Annotated in this window: 16 protein-coding genes; 10 read left to right on the top strand and 6 right to left on the bottom strand. The window is 72.2% G+C overall.

Features of this window, described 5'->3' with window-relative positions; translation table 11 throughout:
* Positions 1 to 342: 342 nt before the first annotated feature.
* Positions 343 to 2,271 carry an asparagine synthase (glutamine-hydrolyzing) gene (asnB, locus tag SACE_RS08255; protein WP_009943868.1) on the top strand — a complete coding sequence of 643 codons (1,929 nt, stop codon included), beginning with the start codon at positions 343 to 345 and terminating at the stop codon, positions 2,269 to 2,271.
* 590 nt (positions 2,272 to 2,861) lie between these two features.
* Here asnB and SACE_RS08250 read toward each other — a convergent pair.
* Entirely contained in the window at positions 2,862 to 3,539 is a 678-nt protein-coding gene (locus SACE_RS08250; RefSeq protein ID WP_009943869.1) for a class I SAM-dependent methyltransferase, read from the bottom strand.
* Positions 3,540 to 3,594: 55 nt separating this feature from the next.
* Positions 3,595 to 4,251: a hypothetical protein gene (locus SACE_RS08245; protein ID WP_009943871.1), complete on the bottom strand. Its 657-nt coding sequence runs from the start codon at positions 4,249 to 4,251 to the stop codon at positions 3,595 to 3,597.
* 161 nt (positions 4,252 to 4,412) lie between these two features.
* On the opposite strand from SACE_RS08245, the gene SACE_RS08240 reads away from it, so the two are divergent.
* Genes SACE_RS08240 through SACE_RS08220 form a run of 5 tightly spaced genes read left to right on the top strand, consistent with a single transcriptional unit; the run spans position 4,413 to position 9,327 of the window.
* A complete protein-coding gene (locus SACE_RS08240) occupies positions 4,413 to 5,084 on the top strand; it encodes an ATP-binding cassette domain-containing protein (protein ID WP_011873426.1) in 672 nt (223 codons plus the stop codon).
* A gap of 21 nt (positions 5,085 to 5,105) precedes the next feature.
* Positions 5,106 to 6,080: an ABC transporter substrate-binding protein gene (locus SACE_RS08235; protein WP_231849946.1), complete on the top strand. Its 975-nt coding sequence runs from the start codon at positions 5,106 to 5,108 to the stop codon at positions 6,078 to 6,080.
* Entirely contained in the window at positions 6,073 to 6,855 is a 783-nt protein-coding gene (locus tag SACE_RS08230; RefSeq protein ID WP_011873425.1) for an ABC transporter permease, read from the top strand. The genes SACE_RS08235 and SACE_RS08230 overlap by 8 nt, the downstream gene beginning before the upstream one ends.
* Complete coding sequence (locus SACE_RS08225) at positions 6,855 to 8,381, top strand: FAD-dependent monooxygenase (protein ID WP_009943876.1); 1,527 nt, start codon at positions 6,855 to 6,857, stop codon at positions 8,379 to 8,381. Before SACE_RS08230 ends, SACE_RS08225 begins: the two co-directional genes overlap by 1 nt.
* A gap of 34 nt (positions 8,382 to 8,415) precedes the next feature.
* Positions 8,416 to 9,327, top strand: coding sequence for a glutaminase (locus SACE_RS08220; protein ID WP_009943877.1), 912 nt, complete (start codon positions 8,416 to 8,418; stop codon positions 9,325 to 9,327).
* Between the two features lie 201 nt (positions 9,328 to 9,528).
* Here the strand turns inward: SACE_RS08220 and SACE_RS08215 are convergent, their stop codons facing one another.
* The 3 genes from SACE_RS08215 to SACE_RS08205 all read right to left on the bottom strand — a co-directional run bounded on the left by SACE_RS08215 (position 9,529) and on the right by SACE_RS08205 (position 13,207).
* Positions 9,529 to 10,380 (bottom strand): M23 family metallopeptidase, encoded by an 852-nt coding sequence (locus SACE_RS08215; protein WP_009943880.1) that lies wholly within the window; start codon positions 10,378 to 10,380, stop codon positions 9,529 to 9,531.
* Between the two features lie 108 nt (positions 10,381 to 10,488).
* Positions 10,489 to 12,069, bottom strand: coding sequence for a glycoside hydrolase family 13 protein (locus tag SACE_RS08210; protein WP_011873423.1), 1,581 nt, complete (start codon positions 12,067 to 12,069; stop codon positions 10,489 to 10,491).
* 112 nt (positions 12,070 to 12,181) lie between these two features.
* On the bottom strand, positions 12,182 to 13,207 hold the full coding sequence (locus SACE_RS08205; protein ID WP_009943882.1) for a LacI family DNA-binding transcriptional regulator: 1,026 nt from the start codon (positions 13,205 to 13,207) through the stop codon (positions 12,182 to 12,184).
* Positions 13,208 to 13,409: 202 nt separating this feature from the next.
* On the opposite strand from SACE_RS08205, the gene SACE_RS08200 reads away from it, so the two are divergent.
* The 4 genes from SACE_RS08200 to SACE_RS08185 all read left to right on the top strand — a co-directional run bounded on the left by SACE_RS08200 (position 13,410) and on the right by SACE_RS08185 (position 18,034).
* Positions 13,410 to 14,648: an extracellular solute-binding protein gene (locus tag SACE_RS08200; RefSeq protein ID WP_009943884.1), complete on the top strand. Its 1,239-nt coding sequence runs from the start codon at positions 13,410 to 13,412 to the stop codon at positions 14,646 to 14,648.
* A gap of 19 nt (positions 14,649 to 14,667) precedes the next feature.
* Positions 14,668 to 15,636 carry a carbohydrate ABC transporter permease gene (locus SACE_RS08195; RefSeq protein ID WP_009943885.1) on the top strand — a complete coding sequence of 323 codons (969 nt, stop codon included), beginning with the start codon at positions 14,668 to 14,670 and terminating at the stop codon, positions 15,634 to 15,636.
* 2 nt (positions 15,637 to 15,638) lie between these two features.
* The gene (locus SACE_RS08190; protein ID WP_009943886.1) at positions 15,639 to 16,538 is read left to right on the top strand and encodes a sugar ABC transporter permease; all 900 of its coding nucleotides are present in this window, start codon (positions 15,639 to 15,641) and stop codon (positions 16,536 to 16,538) included.
* Positions 16,539 to 16,780: 242 nt separating this feature from the next.
* Positions 16,781 to 18,034 (top strand): sialidase family protein, encoded by a 1,254-nt coding sequence (locus SACE_RS08185; RefSeq protein ID WP_009943887.1) that lies wholly within the window; start codon positions 16,781 to 16,783, stop codon positions 18,032 to 18,034.
* Here the strand turns inward: SACE_RS08185 and SACE_RS08180 are convergent.
* Positions 17,950 to 18,624 carry a hypothetical protein gene (locus tag SACE_RS08180; RefSeq protein WP_193755448.1) on the bottom strand — a complete coding sequence of 225 codons (675 nt, stop codon included), beginning with the start codon at positions 18,622 to 18,624 and terminating at the stop codon, positions 17,950 to 17,952. The two genes, SACE_RS08185 and SACE_RS08180, sit on opposite strands and share 85 nt — an antisense overlap.
* Between the last annotated feature and the right edge of the window lie 17 nt (positions 18,625 to 18,641).

Below are 18,641 nucleotides of genomic sequence, written 5' to 3'. Positions count from 1 at the left end.
CCTCCTCGCTGCGAAACTCACCGATCCGGCATGCGCGCCCGCCCGTCCCCCGCAGGGGGGAGCCGATCCACCGCCGGAATTCTGCGGCGAAGCCTAGCCCAGCAGTAGCCGCGATACTGCTCCGGGGTCGCTCCGCAGGGTCACCCGCGCGCGCCTTGGAGAGCGAGATCACCTGCGGTGGGTCCCGGGCGCTGTCCTCCCGGCGGAGTGTGGCCCCCGCGCGTGCGGGCGGCAACCGGCGCAACGGCATACTGGGCATCCCGATCCGGGGACTTCCCGACCTTCGGGGTTCCCCGCCGGGGAGCGAACCCACACCGCCGACACGAGAGGTGCCCGAGACACGTGTGCGGCCTGCTTGGACTGGTCTGTCCCACCGAAGAGAACGCCGGTCACGCCCGCGACGCCGTGGCCACCGCCCTGCGGTGCCAGCGGCACCGGGGTCCGGACGAGAGCGACACCTGGCATGGCGGTGAGCTGGTCTTCGGCTTCAACCGGCTGTCGATCATCGACCTCGAACACTCCCACCAGCCGCTGAGCTGGGGGCCGCCGGAGAACCCGGGCCGCTACACCGTGCTGTTCAACGGCGAGATCTACAACTACCTCGAACTGCGCGCGGAGCTGGTCGACCGCTTCGGCGCCCGGTTCAGCACCGACGGCGACACCGAGGTCATCGTCGCGGCCTACCACTACCTGGGCACCTCCATGGTGGGGCGCCTGCGCGGCATGTTCGCCTTCCTGGTCTGGGACAACGAGCGCAAGGTCGTCTTCGGCGCCCGCGACCCCTTCGGCATCAAGCCGCTGTTCTACGCCCAGGGCCCCGGCGGCATCGCCTTCGCCAGCGAGAAGAAGAGCCTGCTCAGCCTGGCCAACACGCTGCGGATCACCGAGGACCTGGACCACCGGGCGATGCAGCACTACCTGGTGCTGCAGTACGTGCCGGAGCCGGAGTCGCTGCACCGGCAGGTGCGCCGCATCGAGTCCGGCACGTCGTTCACCGTCGCCCCCGGCGGCCAGCTGGTCACCGAGCGCTACTTCCAGCCGAACTTCACCTCGCGGCCGCTGCGCAGCGACTCCGACGCCAAGCGCCTGCACGACGAGATCGTCGACGTGATGCGCGACTCGGTCGCCAAGCACATGCGCGCGGACGTCACGGTCGGCGCGTTCCTGTCCGGTGGCATCGACTCGACCGCGATCGCCGCGCTGGCCAAGGAGCACAACCCGAACCTGATCACCTTCACCACCGGGTTCGAGCGCCAGGGCTACTCCGAGGTCGACGTGGCCGCCGAGTCGGCGGCGGCGATCGGCGTCAAGCACGTGGTCCGCACCGTCTCCGCCGAGGAGATGATGGAGACGCTGCCGCTGATCGTCTGGTACCTGGACGACCCGGTGGCCGACCCCGCGCTGGTGCCGCTGTGGTTCATCGCGCGCGAGGCGCGCCAGCACGTCAAGGTGGTGCTCTCCGGCGAGGGCGCCGACGAGCTGTTCGGCGGTTACACCATCTACCGCGAGCCGCTGTCGCTGGCGCCGTTCGAGAAGGTGCCGGGCGCGCTGCGCAAGGCGATGGGCAAGGTCTCGACCGCCATCCCGGAGGGTGTGCGCGGCAAGGACCTGCTGCGCCGCGGCGCCCTGAGCCTGGAGGAGCGCTACTACGGCAACGCCCGGATCTTCCGGGACGACCAGCTCCGCAACGTGATGCGCGGCTTCGACCCGGGGGTCTCGCACAAGGACGTCACCGCCGCGGCCTACCGGACCTCCTCCGGCTGGGACCCGGTGACCCGGATGCAGCACGTGGACCTGTTCACCTGGCTGCGCGGCGACATCCTGGTCAAGGCCGACAAGATGACCATGGCCAACTCGCTGGAGCTGCGGGTGCCGTTCCTGGACCCGGAGGTCTTCCGGGTCGCCAGCACGGTCCCGCTGGAGCAGAAGATCACCAGGGAGACCACCAAGTACGCGCTGCGCCAGGCGATGTACCAGGTGGTGCCCGCGCACGTGCTCAACCGCCGCAAGCTGGGCTTCCCGGTGCCGATCAAGCACTGGCTGCGCGACGAGATGCACGACTGGGCGCGCAACATCATCCAGCAGTCCCAGACCGACCACCTGCTCAACCGCACGGCGGTGCTGCAGCTGCTGGAGGAGCACCGCTCCGGTGTGCTCGACCACAGCCGCCGCCTGTGGGCGCTGCTGGTGTTCATGCTCTGGCACGGCATCTTCATCGAGGGCCGGCTGTCGCCGGAGGTGCCCGAGCCGCACTACCCGGTCAAGCTCTGAGGCTCTGCCGGGGCTTCGACGAGGAGGGGCGTTCCCGCTGGGAGCGCCCCTCCTGCTCTTGCGCGGTGCCGACCACGGGTGACGACCGGATTCGCCGGAATGCCGCGGCATTGCCTCCGATCTGGCCTGATGGGCCCGGTTCCGGCGCCGCGAAGCTGGGTGCATGCCAGCAGGGCGAGCGATTCCCGTCACTTGCACCGCCGACGGCTTCGACCACCTCGTCACCGAGGACGCGATGACCGAGGGGATGCGGCGGGGTGACGGGCGGTACCGGGCGCTGTGCGGGCACGTCGTGCTCGCGGCGCTGATGGTGTGCCCGCCGGGCGCGCGATGTCCGCGCTGCCAGGCGCGCGTCGCGCGGCCCGGACGCCGGAAGCGGCGGCTGTTGCGGTTCCCCGGGCGCCGCCGCGAGCACCGGGAGGAATGCCGGCCGAGCCGGGCGCCCCGAGGGGACCGGTGCGGGCGAGCGGCCCCTGTCCCCGCCCGCACCGGTCGCGCGGCCCCGAAAGCCGAAGTCCACCGATGTGACAGCGCTCGCGTGCGCGCGGTTCCCGGCGTCGCCCGATCGGCTGAGCGGGCGACATCGCGGGCTACGAGGTGCTCGAGGCCGGCCGGTCGGAACGCCGGAACTCGGCGCGCCAGCGGACGACGGCGGGGTCCGCTTCGGCTGGGATCGCCTCGATCCGCGCCGCCTGGAGGTCTTCCCCGGAGAACGACTCGACCTCGGCGCGGGTGAGCGGCCACGGCGGCCCCTCGACCGGACCTTCGCCCCGCGCCGATGCGATGACCAGCAGGGTCCCGCCCGGCGCGACGAACCGCCGGACCGCCGCGATCGCCTGGCCGCGCAGGGTGTCCGGCAGCGACTGGACGGTCAGGCTTTCCACGACCAGGTCGTACGCGCCCGCCCGTTCGCCGGGCGGTTCCAGCAGGTCGGCGACGGCGTAGTGGACCGGCGAGCCGGGGAAGCGCCGCCTGGCGCCGTCGACGGCCGTGGCCGAGACGTCGAAGGCGTCGGTGCGGAAACCGAGGCCCGCGAGGTGTTCGGCGTCCGCGCCGTACCCGCAGCCGACGACGAGCGCGCGCCTGCCCTCGCCGCGCAGTCCGGCGGACCACTCGGCGAGCAGCTGGTGCGGAGCTCCGCGGTCCCACGGCACGGCGGTCTCTCCGCGCTCCGCCTGCGCGTAGAGGCGTTCGAACCATCCCGTCGGATCGTCACTGGAAAGCGACTCGGCCGCGAGCCTGCGCGTGTGTTCCTCGATGTCGGCCATGGGACCTCTCCTGTCGCGGCGCGGAGCCGGCGTTCTCGTGCGCCGGTTGCGGAAACTACTGGTGCGGGTAGGGCGTCTGGGGAGCCCAGGCCCGGACGGGCTGCTGCTTCTTCATCTTCGCCTCGGCGAGGAACCGCCCGGTGGACGGCAGCAGCGCGAAGACCAGCGAGCCCACCAGCACCAGCGTCCTGACCGCGACGGGGATCAGATAGCTCGGGTAGGTGAGCGGTTCGGCGCCGTACTCGACCAGCGTGCGGATCACGCCGTAGGTCTGGTACAGCAGCAACAACGCCCACGCGCCGACGAGCAGCCACCGCCCCACCGGCGTCTTGACCAGGCAGAGCAGCACGAAGCCGACGAGCGCCACCACGAGCTCCAGCAGGGGCAGCACGGCCACGATTCCCACCACGGACCAGTAGTCCAGGAAGCCGATGCGCACCATGCCGTACACCGTCGACCCCAGCGATACCAGCGCCACGAGGATTCCGAGGATGCCGGCGAGGTAGGCGGTCGCGCCGCCTGCCGGCCGCCTCATCCCGGCCATGCCCGGGACTTGCGGCCCGGCCTGGAACTGCTGGCCGTACTGGAACTGCTGGCCGTACTGGCCCTGCTGGCCGTACTGGCCCGCCTGGAACTGCGGGGCGTACTGCCCCGGTGCGCCGTCCTGGCCCGGCTGCTGCGGGTTCTGCCCATGCGGCGGATGTGGTTGCACGGACGGGGACTTTACCCGCGCACAGCCGCCAGAAGTGCCGCGTTCGCGCGACTTCGCCGCACGACGCGGGTCGGGGTTGCTGCACGTGCCCCACCGATCTCGTCGACGATCACCCGCTTGTTGTAGTAGGACTCTAGAGCTTAGATCGCTACACTCGCCACGTGCCAGCAAGGGAAGGCTCGCCTAAACAACAGGATGCCGAAACCGTTCTGTCGCTGGAGCGGGTTTCGGTCGAGCGCGGCGGCCGGGCCGTGCTGAGCGAGGTCACCGCCGAGGTCCGCGGGGGCGAGGTCCTCGCGGTCTTCGGCCCCTCCGGCGCGGGCAAGACCTCGCTGCTGCGGGTGGTGGCGGGGTTGCTCGCCCCGTCCGGCGGCTCGGTGCGGACCCCGCCGGGACGCCTCGGCTACGCCTTCGCCGAGCACCGGCTGCTGCCCTGGCGCACCGTCCTGCAGAACGTGCTGATCCCGCTGGGCCGCCGCGAAGGCCGGACCGCGCGCGAACGCGCTCTGAGCCTGCTCGACGAGTTCGGTGTCGGCGGCACCGCCGACCGGCGCCCGGCCGAGCTCTCCGGAGGGATGCGCCAGCGGGTGGCGCTGGTGCGCGCGCTGGTGGTCCGGCCCGCGCTGCTGCTGGCGGACGAACCGCTTTCGGCGGTCGACCGCCAGGCACGCCGATCGGCCGCTGCGGCCGCACGCAGACACCTCGGCGGCGCCGCCGCCCTGTGGGTCACCCACGACCCGGAAGAAGCCGCCGCCGTGGCCGAGCGCGCACTGCTCATCGGCACCGGCGGGCGGGCACGACTCGTGCCGACCAGCCGGCTCGGCTCGGCCTGACCTTCGAAAGCAGAGGTACCGGTGAAACGTCGGACGTTCATGCGCACCGCGGCGCTGTCCCCGCTGCCCGCCGTGCTCGGCGCCTGCGCGAGCGGCGCGCGGCCGCAGGCGGACGCACTGCGAATCGTCAGCGTCGCCAACGTCGTCGCCGAGGCCGCGTTGACCGGCCTCCGGACGGGTCGCGCGGCACTGCCCGGTGTCGGCTCGGTGCGGATCAGCCGGGCCAGGACGCCCGACGAGCTGCGGGCAGGTTTGGTCGGCGGTCAGGTCGACGTCGCGGTGCTGCCCTCGACGGCGGCGGCGAACCTGGCCGCCAAGGGCGTCGACGTGCGGGTGCTCGGGGTGCTGGACCAGGCGTTGCTGGCCGGGATCGGCCGCACCGGGGCGGGGACCGCACCGTGGGAGGCGCTGCGCGGCGCGACCGTCGACGTCGCGTTCCGCGGCGACGTCACCGACGTGCTGACGCGGCTGCTCGCCCGAGCGGGCGGCCTGCGCCCGGACGTGGACGTGCGGTTCCGCTACCACGCGCAGCTCCCGGAGGCGGTCGCCGAGTTCGCGGTGGGCGAGGCGGACTTCGCGGTGCTGCCCGAGCCCTCGGCCTCGCTGGCGCTGCTGCGCGCCGCCGAGGCCGGCAGGCCGGGCACCAGGTTCCTCGACCCGGCCGCCGAGTGGCGCGCGGCCACCGGGAGCACGTCGCTGCCGCTGATGGCGGTCGCCGTTCGCGGCGACCTCGCGGCGCGGCGCCCCGAGGTGATTCGCGCGCTCCAGGACCACCTGCGCGCGGCGACCGCGAACGCCGCGGCCTCGGCCGAGGCGGTGGCCGCCGAACTCCAGCTACCGCCGCAGGTGGTGTCCGAGCTGCTCGGCCGCGGCGGTACCGGCTTCCGCACGGGTGTGCAGGCGCGGGCCGACCTCGACGTCCTCTACCAGCGGCTCCTGGCGCACGCGCCGGAGACGATCGGTGGCCGGTTGCCCGGGGACGGTTTCGGTGTCTGAGCGTCGCGGGCGCCGCCTGCGCCTCAGCGGCGCCGCCGTGGTGGGCGCGGCGGTGCTGGCCGGTTGCTGGCCGGCCGTCGCGTGGCAGCAGCCGGAGATCCTGGTGCCGTCGCCGGCGGAGACCGCCGCCGCCCTGCTCTTGCTCGTGGAGAGCGGCGAGCTCGCGGCGCAGCTCTGGACCACGCTGAGCCGGGCCGCGGTGGGCGTGGCGATCGGCATCGCGGCGGGTGCGCTGTGGGGCCTGGCCAGCGCCTCGCGCCGCTGGATCGACGAGGCCGGGCGGCCGCTTCGCGGGCTGCTGCTCGGCCTGCCGCCGGTGATCCCCGCCGTGCTGGGCACGGTGTGGCTCGGCGACGCGGGCGCGGTGGCCGTTCTCGTGGTGGTCGTCGTGACGGTGCCGACCGCGAAGGTGACCGTGGCCGAGGCGGCCCGCGCGATCGACGCCGACCTGCTGGAGATGGCCCGGGTCTACCGGCTGCCTCCGGCCGCGCGGCTGCGGCACCTGCAACTGCCCGCGCTGGTCCCCGCCCTGCGCTCGGCGGCGTCGCTGTGCGGGGCAGGCGGACTGCGCGTGGCGATCATGGCCGAGCTGCTGGTCGCACCGGACGGCGTGGGCGCGGCCGTCGCGCAGGCGCGCGGGAACCTGGCCACCGCCGAGGTCTTCGCGTGGGCGCTGGTCGCGGTCGCCGCCGCGCTGGTCACCGACTGGCTCGTCGCCCGTCCCGCTCGCCGCGGCGCCGCATCCCGCGCCGCAGAACCCGTTGGAGCCCGATGATGAACGACCAGGTCCTGATCGCGGGCGGCGGCCCCACCGGCCTCACGACCGCACTGCTGCTAGCCCACTTCGGGGTGTCCTGCACCGTCGTCGAACGCCGGTCGGAGCCGTCGTCCACGCCGAAGGCACGCGCGGTCACGCTGCGGTCGATGGAGATCTTCCGCGCGCTGGGCGTGGCCGACGAGATCAGCGCCGCGGCGCTGGCGTCGGAACGGATCCGGCTGCCCTTCACCTTCGCCGCCACCCTCGCCGACGCCCGTGCCGGGCACACCGACCAGACGGCGCGGCGCGGCGCGCGGGCGGAGCTGAGCCCGTGCACCACGGTCGTGTGTCCGCAGGACGTCGTGGAAGGCATCCTCCTGGCAAGGGTGCTGGCCGACTCCCGCATCCGGTTCCTGCCGGGCACCGAGGTTGCCGGCGCCCGCGGTGACGACGACGGCGTGGAGGTCCGCACGCCCGGTGGGCAGGTGCTGCGAGGCCGCTACCTCGTCGGCGCCGACGGCGCGCACAGCGCCGTGCGGGAGGCGTTCGGCGGTCCGGCCGAGCTCGATCCCGCCGATCCTCCGGTGGCCAACACGCTCGTGCTCTTCGAGGCCGACCTCGGCGCCCTGGTGGCCGGGCTCGGCAGCACGATCTACTTCCTCGACCACGGCGGCGTCCGCGGTTTCCTCCAGCCCGCCGCGCAGCCGGGCCGGTGGACGTTCAACCAGATCCACGACGACGCCGACCCGCTTGCGCGCACCGACCCGGCGGGCGCGGTCCGGACCGCCGTCGGGGCCGATGTCGCGATCGACGTCCTGGAGACCGCCGACTGGACGATGCGCAGCGCGGTGGCGCCGTGGTTCGGCGACGACCGGGTCTTCCTGGCCGGAGACGCCGCGCACCTGGTGTCCCCCTTCAGCGGTTCGGGACTGAACCTGGGCGTGCAGGACGCGGACAACCTGGCGTGGAAGCTGGCCGGCGTGCTGCGCGGTCAGGCCGGGGCCCGGCTGCTCGACACCTACGAGCAGGAGCGGCGGCCCACCGCGGAGCGGCACGTGGAGCGCGACCGCGCGGCGGTGGCGACCGTCCGCGCCGACCCGGGCTGGCGGCGCTGGCGAACCGAGCTGCCCGCCCGGCGCAAGGACGACGCCGCCCTGCTGGGCGATCCGTACCGGTCCGACGCCGTGCTGCTCTGCGGGCGGCAGGACGCGCCCGCGTCCCCGGGGCGGCGTGCCCCGCACTGCTGGCTCGACGACGGCCGGACGTCCACCCTCGACCTCGCCCGGCACGGGTTCGCGCTCGTCAGCCCCGACCCGGCGTGGACCGCGCCCGCGGCGGAGGCAGCTGCGCGCGCCGGTGTCGAGCTGGCGGTCGTGCCCGGCGGCGCCGACCGCGACCGCGTCGCCGCCGCCTACGGCCTGACCGACGGTGCGACGCTGCTGCGGCCGGACGCCACCGTCGCCTGGCGCTGCGAGCACTTCCCGGTCGATCCGCTGCGCGCGGTCTCCGACGCGCTCGGCTCGGTGCTCTCGGCCGGCCGCTGAGCCGTCCCCCCACGCGGTCCGACACCATGCTCTCGTGGAGATGTCATCGCTGCTCGAACGCATCACCGACCAGATCGCCCCGCTGCGCGGCAGCGGGGAGGTCGCCGACTACATCCCCGCGCTGGCCCGGGCGGATCCGGACCGGTTCGGCATCGCGGTGGCCGAGGTGGACGGCGGCGTGCACGGCGCGGGCGACTGGGAGGCGCCGTTCTCGATGCAGAGCATCTCCAAGGTCTTCACGCTCGCGATGGTGCTCGCCGAAGGCGACGACACGCTGTGGCGCCGGGTGGGGCGGGAGCCGTCGGGCAACCCGTTCAACTCCCTTGTCCAGCTCGAGCACGAGCGCGGAATCCCCCGCAACCCCTTCATCAACGCCGGTGCGCTGGCGGTCACCGACCAGCTCATCTCGCTCACCGGCGACGCGGTCGGCAATCTGCTGGAGTTCCTGCGGACCGAGAGCGCGAACCCGGCGCTGCCGATCGACGACGAGGTGGCGATCTCGGAGCGGGCCCACGCCGACCGCAACCTGGCGCTGGCGCACTTCATGGCGTCCTACGGCAACATGCGCAACCCGGTGGACGACGTGATCGACCAGTACGTCCGGCAGTGCTCGATCGCGATGAGCTGCCACGACCTCGCCGAGGCCGGGCTGTTGCTGGCCCGGCACGGGGTGCGCCGCGACGGCAGCGGGTACCTCAGCCGCAGCCAGGCCAAGCGGATCAACGCGATCATGCTGACCTGCGGGACCTACGACGCCGCCGGGGAGTTCGCCTACCACGTCGGGATCCCGGGCAAGAGCGGCGTCGGCGGCGGCATCCTGGCGATCGTGCCGGGCCGCTGCGCGGTCGCGGTGTGGAGCCCCGGCCTGGACCGGCGCGGCAACTCGGTGGCGGGCGTTGCCGCCCTCGACCACTTCACCACGCTGACCGGCTGGTCCGTCTTCTAGCAGGTCTTTGAAGCGGCGCAGCCGCTTGGCCCACCCCGCAACCCGCACCGCCGCGGGTTCTCAGGCGTCCTCTGGCGAGGACAGCTTTTTCGCAGCGTATGGGCATACGTCAGAAAAAGGTCCCGGAGCCAGAGGACGCCTGAGGTTCCGCCACCGGAACCGCCACGCAAGGCGAGTTCAAGGACAGCAACGAGGTTCTGCCTAGCCGCAGTGCTCGAACGGGCTGGTGTAGGACTCCGAACCGACCGAGCCGCCCCACTTCACGCAGGTGGCCTCGGCGACCTTGCGCACCGGGCCCGCGTAGTAGGTGAAGTTGCCGCTGTCGGTGACCCGCGCGGTCCCCTCGACCTCCAGGAACGCCGAGGTCGCCGTCGCGGTGCCCAGCGACCTGGCCTTCAGCGTGACCACGCAGTTGCCGGCGTTGGACGCGTTGTAGAGCAGGTAGGTGGTGCCCGCGCCGCCCAGCGCCTGCTGGTCGATCACGCTGTAGCCGGCGCCGCACACCTCGGTCGGCGTGTAGGGGTTGCCGCTGCAGTTGTTCTTGCTGGTGAAGTCGGTGTGGCCGTAGTACGGGACCGCGACGCCGTTGAGCTTGGCCTTCTGCGCGGTGCCGTTGAGGCGCTGTTCGTAGTGCAGGTGGGGCCCGGTCACGCCGCCGGTCGCACCGGCGGTGCCGATCTTGGCGCCGAGCGCGACCTGCTGGCCGACCGAGACGGTCTGGCTGTTCAGGTGCGCGTAGCGGGTGGTCCAGCCGGCACCGTGGTCGATCTCGACCCATCGCCCGTAGCTGGTGTCGCCCTCGTTGGCCACCCTGGTGATCTTGCCCGCGGCGGATGCGAGCACCGGCATGCCGGTGATGCCGCTCTTCTGGAAGTCGACCGAGTTGGGCGGGTTGTGGCCGCTGAACGTGGCCGCGGTGACGGTGACACCGCAGGCGAAGGGCACCTGGAAGTTGGGCGCGGCCGACGCGGGCGTCTGCCCGATGCCGACCACGCCCAACCCCGCGAGCGCCAGTGCCGCGGCGCCGACGGCTAATCGCCGCAAGATGGTCATCGACTACCTCCTCGTGTGCAGGGGGTATCGATGTGACCACGCCGGTCCGGCAAGAAATAGACCTATTGGGAGGATTCTCGGTGAATCCTTCCCCGCCGGGCCTCCCGCTCAGCCCGCCAGCCAGACGGCGGTGTCGCCCGGTAGCACACCCGACCAGTCGGCGCCCGCGTCGCTGCGGCACAGCAGCCGTCCCGGCAGGTCCAGCGACACCGGTTCGGAACCGAAGTTCACCGCGCACACCAGTCCGGGACCGCGCCGGAAGGCAAGGACGCCCGAGGGGGCATCCATCCACTCCAGACCGTCCGAGCCGAGCTCTCGCCGCAGCGCGAGCGCCTTGCGGTAGGTCGACAGCACCGAGTCGTCGCGCTCGCGCTGGGCCTCGACCGACAGCTGCGCCCAGCCGGGCGGGACGGGCAGCCAGCTCCCGGCCGGACCGAACCCGAACGGCGCGTCGGCACCCTCCCACGGCATCGGCACGCGGCAGCCGTCGCGGCCCCGGTCTGTGCGCCCGGAGCGCTCCCACACCGGGTCCTGCAGCACCTCCTCCGGCAGGTCCAGCACCTCCGGCAGCCCCAGCTCCTCCCCCTGGTAGACGTAGACCGAGCCCGGCAGCGCGAAGCTGAGCAGCGCCGCCGCCCGCGCCCGGCGCAGGCCGGTGGCGCCGTCGCCGTAGCGGGTCACCGGGCGCTTGACGTCGTGGTTGCCCAGCACCCAGGTCGTGGTGGCCCCGACGGCGTCGTTGGCCGCGAGCGAGTCGTCGATGACCGCGCGGAAGCCGTCGGCCGACCACGGCGACTCCAGCAGCGCCATGTTGAACGCCTGGTGCAGCTCGTCGGGGCGCACGTAGCGGGCCAGGCGCTGACTGGTCGGGGCCCACGCCTCGGCCACCCCGATCCGGGCGCCCTCGTAGGAGTCCAGCAGCTCGCGCCACTCCCGGTAGATGCCGTGCACCTCGTCCTGGTCGAAGTAGGGCAGCTCGGCCCGGCCGAGCAGGGAGATCTGCTGGTGCAGCCCGGTGTCGGGCAGGTCGGGGTGCTTGATCATGCCGTGGGCGACGTCGATCCGGAAGCCGTCGACCCCGCGGTCCAGCCAGAACTCCAGCACCTTGGCGAACTCCGCGCGGATCTGCGGGTTGCGCCAGTTCAGGTCGGGCTGCTCGGGGGCGAACAGGTGCAGGTACCACTGGCCGTCGGGGACGCGGGTCCACGCCGGACCGCCGAAGATGGACTCCCAGTCGTTGGGCGGCAGCTCCCCGCTCTCGCCGCGCCCGTCGCGGAACAGGTACCGCTCCCGCGCCGGGTCGCCCGGCCCGGCCTCCAGCGCCTCGGCGAACCACGGGTGCGCGTCGGAGGTGTGGTTGGGCACGACGTCGACGATCACCTTCAGGCCCAGCGAGTGCGCCCGCGCCAGCAGGTCGTCGAAGTCGTCGAGCGTGCCGAACATCGGGTCGACGTCGCAGTAGTCGGCGACGTCGTAGCCGCCGTCGGCCATCGGCGACGGGTAGAACGGCGTGAGCCAGACCGCGTCCACACCCAGCTCCACCAGGTACGGCAGCCTTGCGCGCACGCCCGCCAGGTCGCCGATCCCGTCGCCGTCGGCGTCGGCGAAGCTGCGGACGTAGACCTGGTACACCACCGCGTCGCGCCACCAGTCGGCGGCCGTTCCGCGCACTCCCGCACCCCTGAGCACCAGTACCCCTTCCCACGGTTCCCGCCGATGTGGCGGTGGCGCTCCGGCCGCGCGCACGCGCGTGGAGGCCGGAACTCCGACTTCTCCTGCAAGCGATTCGCCGCCGCCGCGGTCAGCGCGGGGCGGCGGTGGACTCCCGCACCACCAGGTTCGGGCGGAACATCCGGCTGAAGCTCGTCGTCGCGCGGCCCGGCTGGTCCGGGTCGAGGCGGCGGGAGAGCTCGTCCACCGCCGCGGCGGCCATCTCCTCGATCGGCTGCGCCAGCGTCGTCAGCGCCGGCTGGCAGTAGGAGGCCAGCGCGATGTCGTCGAAGCCGACCACCGACAGGTCCTCCGGGGTGGCCAGTCCGCGCCGCTTGGCCTCGCGCATCGCGCCGAGCGCCATGACGTCCGACGAGCACATCACGGCGGTGGGGCCCGCGGTTTCGAGCAGCTCGGCCATGGCCTGCGCGCCGCCCTCCGCGCCGAACGGCGCGTGCGCGACCAGCCGCGGGTCCGGGGCGATGTCGGCCTCCTCCAGCGCAGCGGCCCAGCCTGCGCGCTTGAGCCGCGAGGGCACCGCGCGGGCGGGACCGCTGACGAAACCGATCCGCCGGTGCCCGAGGTCGAGCAGGTGGCGGGTGGCGGTGTAGCCGGCCAGGTGCTCGTCGACGGCGACGTCGGGCACGTCCAGCGTCGGCGCGCCGCCGTTGACGAAGACCATGCGCACGCCGTCGGCCAGCAGCTTCTCGTAGTAGCTGCGGCTGATCCGCTGCTCGCCCTCGGTGTTGGCGATCTCCGGCGACACGAAGACCATGCCCTCCACGCCGCGGGCGATGAGCATCCGGACGTAGTCCTCCTCGCTCATCCCGACGCGGGTGTTGCACAGCAGCGAGGCGTAGCCCGCGCCGACCGCGCGCGCCTCCAGGGCCTCGGCGAAGGCCGGGAACACCGGGTTGGACAGCTCCGGCACCAGCAGGCCGATTACCCCGGTGCGGCGCAGCGCACCTATGCCGCGCGCGGTGTGCGGCATCTCGTTGAGCACGGCCAGCACGCGCTGGCGGGTGTCCTCCTTGATGCCCGCCCGGCGGTTGAGCACCCGGCTGACCGTCGACACGCTGACTCCGGCAGCCTTGGCGATATCCGACAGACCCGCCACTTCAGATCGATCCTCCTCGCCGACGGCGGTGTTGCGCCCACAATCCTGCACGGTTGCGCAATGTTTTGCAAACGTTGACCTGACACGACCGGCGCGCTCGTTCGGTGAACATCCGAAAAACCTTGACTCTTCTCACGTTTCGGGTATGCAATTTACGGCCAGGTACTCGCAAGTTTTTGCAAAGCTGGGAGGACACCGCCTCATGAGACCCAAGGCCACCGCCACCGTCGCCGCACTCGGCCTGGTCAGCGCGCTCGCACTCACCGCGTGCGGCTCGGGCGCGGGCAACGCCGACCGCGTCGTCTACTGGGACACCAGCAACCCGTCGGAGAGCTCGGTGTTCGCCGAGATCGCCCGCGAATGCGGCCGCACCGGCGGCTACGAGGTCGCCGTGGAGGCGGTGTCGTTCGACCAGGCCCTGAACAACTACAAGACCGCCGCCCAGGGCGGGCAGGGCCCGGACGTGCTGCGCGCCGACGTCGGCTGGGTCGCCCAGCTCGCGCGAGCGGGCCTGATCCAGGACCTCTCCGGCACCCCGCTGGGCACCGACACCGGCGACTTCCTCGCCGGTCCGCTGGAGTCCACCAAGTACGAGGGGCGCAGCTACGGCGTCCCCCAGGTCACCGACACGCTCGCGCTGTTCTACAACAAGCGCAAGCTCGACGAGGCCGGTGTCGCACCGCCGAAGTCCTGGGAGGAGCTGCGCGACGTCGCACCGAAGCTCGGCGGCGACAAGGCGTTCTTCATCAACAACGACGAGTACTACGCGCTGCCGTTCCTCTACACCTACGGCGGCGACATGGTCGACGCCCAGGCGCGGACCATCGAGGTCAACTCCCCGGAGAGCGTCCGCGGGCTGCAGATGGCCAAGGACCTGCTCGACGCCGGGGCCGCGCGCACCGCGCTGGACCAGCCGAACTCCTACGGCAACATGAAGGCCGCGTTCACCTCCGGCGAGGTCGCGATGGTGGTCGACGGCCCGTGGGCGGCCGCGGAGTACCTGGAGTCGCCGGAGTTCGCCGACCCGGCCAACCTCGGCATCGCCCAGGTCCCCGGCTCGGCCACGCCCTCCCCCGTCGGCGGCCACGACTACGTCATCCGGCAGGGCAGCGACGCGAGCGAGGCGGCGACGAAGTTCGTCGAGTGCATGAGCAGCACGCCGAACCAGATCGCCGTCGCCGAGAGGCTCGGGCTGCTGCCGACCCGGCGCTCGGCCTACGACTCCCCCGCGGTGACCGGCAACCGGATGGTGGCCGCGTTCAAGCCGATGGTCGACAGCGCCCACTCCCGGGCGTGGATCCCGGAGGGCGCCGAGCTGCTCGACCCGCTGCAGACCGCCTTCGCAGACATCCTGGCCGGCCGCGAGGACACCAGGACCACGCTGGACGGGACGGCGAAGCTCTACAAGGACACCGTTGTCCCCGACTACGCCAAGCGCTGAGCGCCGACGGGAGGCAGCGATGACCCTCACCGCCGAGAAACCCGTCGTGCGCGCCGGGAAACCCGGGCGCGTGCGGGCGTTCCTCGGGCGCTTCTGGTTCGTCTACGCGATGGTCCTGCCCGTCGTGGTCGTGCTCGGGGTGCTCGTGGTGTTCCCGCTGTTGCAGGGCCTGTACTTCAGCTTCACCGACATCAACGACAACAACATCGCCAACCCCGTGCTGGACCGACCGGCACGCTACGAGATCACCGGGCTGGAGAACTACTTCCACGTGCTCTCCGGCGACGCGTCCTACGGCGCGTTCTGGGCGACGCTGACGCGGACGCTGATCTGGACGTTCGCGTGCGTGTTCTTCCACTACACGATCGGGCTCGCGCTGGCGGTGCTGCTGAACCGGCCGATGCGCTTTCGCACCCTGTACCGGATTCTGCTCATCCTGCCGTGGGCGGTGCCGGTGTTCATCAGCGCGTTCGCCTGGAAGTACCTGTTCAACTCCGAGTACGGGCTGATCAACTGGGCGCTGGAGGCGGTGGGGCTGCCCGGCCAGGTGTGGCTTGGCCAGTCGGACCTGGCGCTGGTGTCGGTCGTCGTGGTCAACGTCTGGCTGGGCGTGCCGTTCATGATGGTGGCGCTGCTGGGCGGGCTGCAGGCCATCCCGGCCGACCTCTACGAGGCGGCCGAGGTGGACGGTGCGACGCCGTGGCAGCGGTTCGTGCACGTGACGCTGCCGGGACTGCGCGCGGTGTCGTCGAGCGTGGTGCTGCTCGGCGTGATCTGGACTTTCAACATGTTCCCGGTGATCTACCTGATGACCGGGAACAACCCGCACACCCGGATCCTGGTCACCTACGCCTTCGAGCGGTTCTTCTCCGGCGCGACCCGCGACTTCGCCATCGCCTCCACCTACGGCGTGCTGATCCTGTCCGTGCTGCTGGTGTTCGCCACCGTCTACCGCCGCGCGATGCGCGGGCAGGGGGAGGTGCTGTAGAGATGTCCATCGACGCGGCTTCGCTGCGGGCGGCGGCGCCGGCCGCACGCCGTCCTTCCCACCGCACCCGGCGATCGGCGGTCTCCAGCGTCGCGCTGCACTCGGCGCTGGTCTTCGCCTCGCTCGTCGCGGTGTTCCCGGTGTTCTGGGTGCTGGTGGTCTCGTTCAAGCCGAACGCCAAGGCGATCGAGTCGACGCCGACGCTGTTCAACGAGTCCAGTCTGGACAACTACGCCGACGTGCTGTCGGGCTCCAAAGGCGCTTTCCTGAGCTGGTTCGGCAACTCCGTGCTCATCGCCGCGCTGACGACCGTGCTCGGCGTGCTCATGGCGGCCACCACCGCCTACGCGGCCAGCCGGTTCCGGTTCCCCGGCAGGCACTGGCTGCTGCTGTCGTTCCTGGTGGTGCAGATGTTCCCGTTCGCGGTGCTGATCGTGCCGCTCTACAACATCCTGCTCCACCTGGGACTGCAGGGCAGCGTGCTCGGGCTGGTGCTGGTCTACTGCAGCACCGCGATCCCGTTCGCCACGTTCATGCTCAAGGGCTACTTCGACTCGATCCCCACCGACATCGACGAGGCGGGCCGGGTCGACGGGCTCTCACCGTTCGGGGTTTTCTGGCGGCTGGTGCTGCCGCTGGCCAGGCCCGGGCTCGCGGTGACCGCGTTCTACTCGTTCATCGTCGCGTGGGGCGAGGTCGCATTCGCCTCCGCGCTGCTGTCGGCCGACGACCGCTCCAAGACCCTCGCCGTGGGGTTGCAGGTCTTCGTGCAGCAGAACCGCACCGAGTGGGGCCACCTGGCCGCGGCGTCGGTGCTGGTGGCCGTGCCCGCGGTGCTGGTGTTCTACCTCGTGCAGCGCTTCCTGGTCAGCGGCCTGTCCGCGGGCAGCGTGAAGGGCTGAGGGGTGCGGTGTCCCCGCCCGGCGGGGACACCGCACCTTGACGCCATTGCACTTTCCAGCGGCACGCGTTGCTCTGCCCGCGCCAGTCCGTTCTGAATTTTCAAATCTGTTCATTCGGCGGTTCTTTTCCAACTCGCGTGGCAGGATGCTACTGATCTTGTCCATCACCGCGAGCTGCCGGCGCACCGGAGCGCACGGCCGAGAGGACAGACATGGACTTGCGACACAGGTGGAGGGAAGGCGTGCGGACCGCGGCGGCGGTGCTGGCGGCGGCGGCCCTGGGCTCCGCGTGCGCCGGCGCACCCGCGGCGGCACCGGAGGAGCCGAAGGGAGCCGGGAACGCCGCTTCCCCCGTCTTCGCCAAGGCGGAAGGCGGCGGTGCCGCGATCGCGGGCACGACGATCTTCCGCAAGGGCGAGGGCGGCTACAACTGCTTCCGCATCCCCGCGATCGTGCGCACCCAGGACCGCAGCACGCTGCTGGCCTTCGCCGAGGGCCGCAACAACAACTGCGACGACACCGGCGACATCGACGTCGTGCTCAAGCGCTCCACCGACGACGGCCGCACCTGGGGCGGGCTGGAGCCGGTCAGCGACGGCGCGGGCGACACCCGCGGCAACCCGGTCCCGGTCGTCGACCGCGGCACCGGCCGGATCTCGCTGCTGACCACGCACAACCCCGGCCCGGAGTGCAACCCGGGCACCAAGTGCACGCGCACCCCGTACCTGCAGCACAGCACCGATCCCAAGGGCACGGGGTGGACCGCGCCGAAGGCGCAGCCCCAGCTCAAGAAGGCCGACTGGAGCACCTGGTACGCCACCGGCCCCGGGCACGGCCTCCAGCTCACCCGGCCCGGCGACCACCAGAACCGGATGCTGGCGGGTATCAACTTCGGCGGTGGTGGCGGCCTGAAGGGCGCGGGCCTGGTCCACAGCGACGACGGCGGCACCACCTGGCAGCTCGGCGCGCTCGACGACCGCACCGGCGAGAAGATCACCCCGCAGGAGCTGAGCCTGCTGGAGACCGTCGACGGCCGCGTCTACACCGCCGCCCGCAACCAGGACAACAGCGGCACCGAGACGCCCACCGGCAACCGCGCCGACGCCGTCAGCACCGACGCCGGGGCGAGCTTCAGCCAGGACTTCGCGGTCGTGCCCGAGCTGAAGGGCCCCGTGGTGCAGGGCTCGGTCGTGCGCCTGCGCGCGAAGACCGCCGGTGACCCGAACAACCTCGTGCTGTTCTCCGGGCCGTACAACACCGACCCGGCCATGGACCACCGGCGGCACACGATGCGCATCCGGACCTCCTCCGACGAGGGCGCGACCTGGCAGGAGGGCGGCACCGTCATCGACGCGACGTGGGCGGCCTACTCCGACCTGGTCAACCTGGGCGGCGGCTGGGCCGGGCTGCTCTACGAGGCGGGCTCGCCCGCCTCCGAGGACGCGCACGAGACGATCCGGTACGCGCGGTTCAACGAGTCCGACCTCGCCCGCTGAGGCTCCGGCCCGCCGCACTCCGCGACGGCGGCCACGGTCCAGTAGACCGGCTCCGGAGCACATGCGGCGGGCAGCGAGTCCATCCACTCCAGCACCTCGCACGCCTGCCGGTGCGTGTCGAGCAGGCCGAACCGGTTCGGCCGCACGCCGAGCTCGTCGGCGGCCTCGGCCTCGTAGCCGTGGCAGAGCCAGGAGTGCAGGTGGCTGAGGTTCCACTCGACGCCGATCACCTCGAACCCGCGCAGCCGCGCGTCGGCGGGCATCGCGGCACCGCGGACGAGCAGCTCCAGGCAGTCCGGCGCCTGATGGCCGTAGCGCCGGCCTCGCGTCTGGACGAAGTCCGCGGTGATCTCCTCGACGAGTCCGGCGGCGTGTTCGGCCTCGAAACCCACCGCGAGCACGCCGGTGCCGCGCCGCTGGGCAGCGGACCGGTCGGTGTGCCAGGCCGCCTCCGGCCCGGGCTCGGCGCGCGCGATGCACCCGCTCGCCGTGACCAGCCACCGCGGCAGCACCTCGGCGTTCTGCCACCGCGTGCGCACCGCGCGGGCGGCCGCGACGTAGCCCCCGAGCACGAGTCTCCCTTCGTTCATCCGGTGGAGTATTGGCC

Origin of the sequence: Saccharopolyspora erythraea NRRL 2338 (genome assembly GCF_000062885.1) — a bacterium.
In the GTDB taxonomy this organism is placed as follows: Bacteria; Actinomycetota; Actinomycetes; order Mycobacteriales; family Pseudonocardiaceae; genus Saccharopolyspora_D; species Saccharopolyspora_D erythraea.
Note: the sequence above shows the minus strand (reverse complement) of the source record. Positions and strands in the feature narration are given on the sequence as shown.

Bases quoted from the DNA above. Each gene is read 5' to 3' on its own strand.
- SACE_RS08250 (WP_009943869.1), bottom strand. From the start codon at position 3,539: ATGGCCGACATCGAGGAACACACGCGCAGGCTCGCGGCCGAGTCGCTT.
- SACE_RS08225 (WP_009943876.1), top strand. From the start codon at position 6,855: ATGAACGACCAGGTCCTGATCGCGGGCGGCGGCCCCACCGGCCTCACG.
- SACE_RS08215 (WP_009943880.1), bottom strand. From the start codon at position 10,380: ATGACCATCTTGCGGCGATTAGCCGTCGGCGCCGCGGCACTGGCGCTC.
- SACE_RS08200 (WP_009943884.1), top strand. From the start codon at position 13,410: ATGAGACCCAAGGCCACCGCCACCGTCGCCGCACTCGGCCTGGTCAGC.
- SACE_RS08195 (WP_009943885.1), top strand. From the start codon at position 14,668: ATGACCCTCACCGCCGAGAAACCCGTCGTGCGCGCCGGGAAACCCGGG.
- SACE_RS08190 (WP_009943886.1), top strand. From the start codon at position 15,639: ATGTCCATCGACGCGGCTTCGCTGCGGGCGGCGGCGCCGGCCGCACGC.
- SACE_RS08180 (WP_193755448.1), bottom strand. From the start codon at position 18,624: ATGAACGAAGGGAGACTCGTGCTCGGGGGCTACGTCGCGGCCGCCCGC.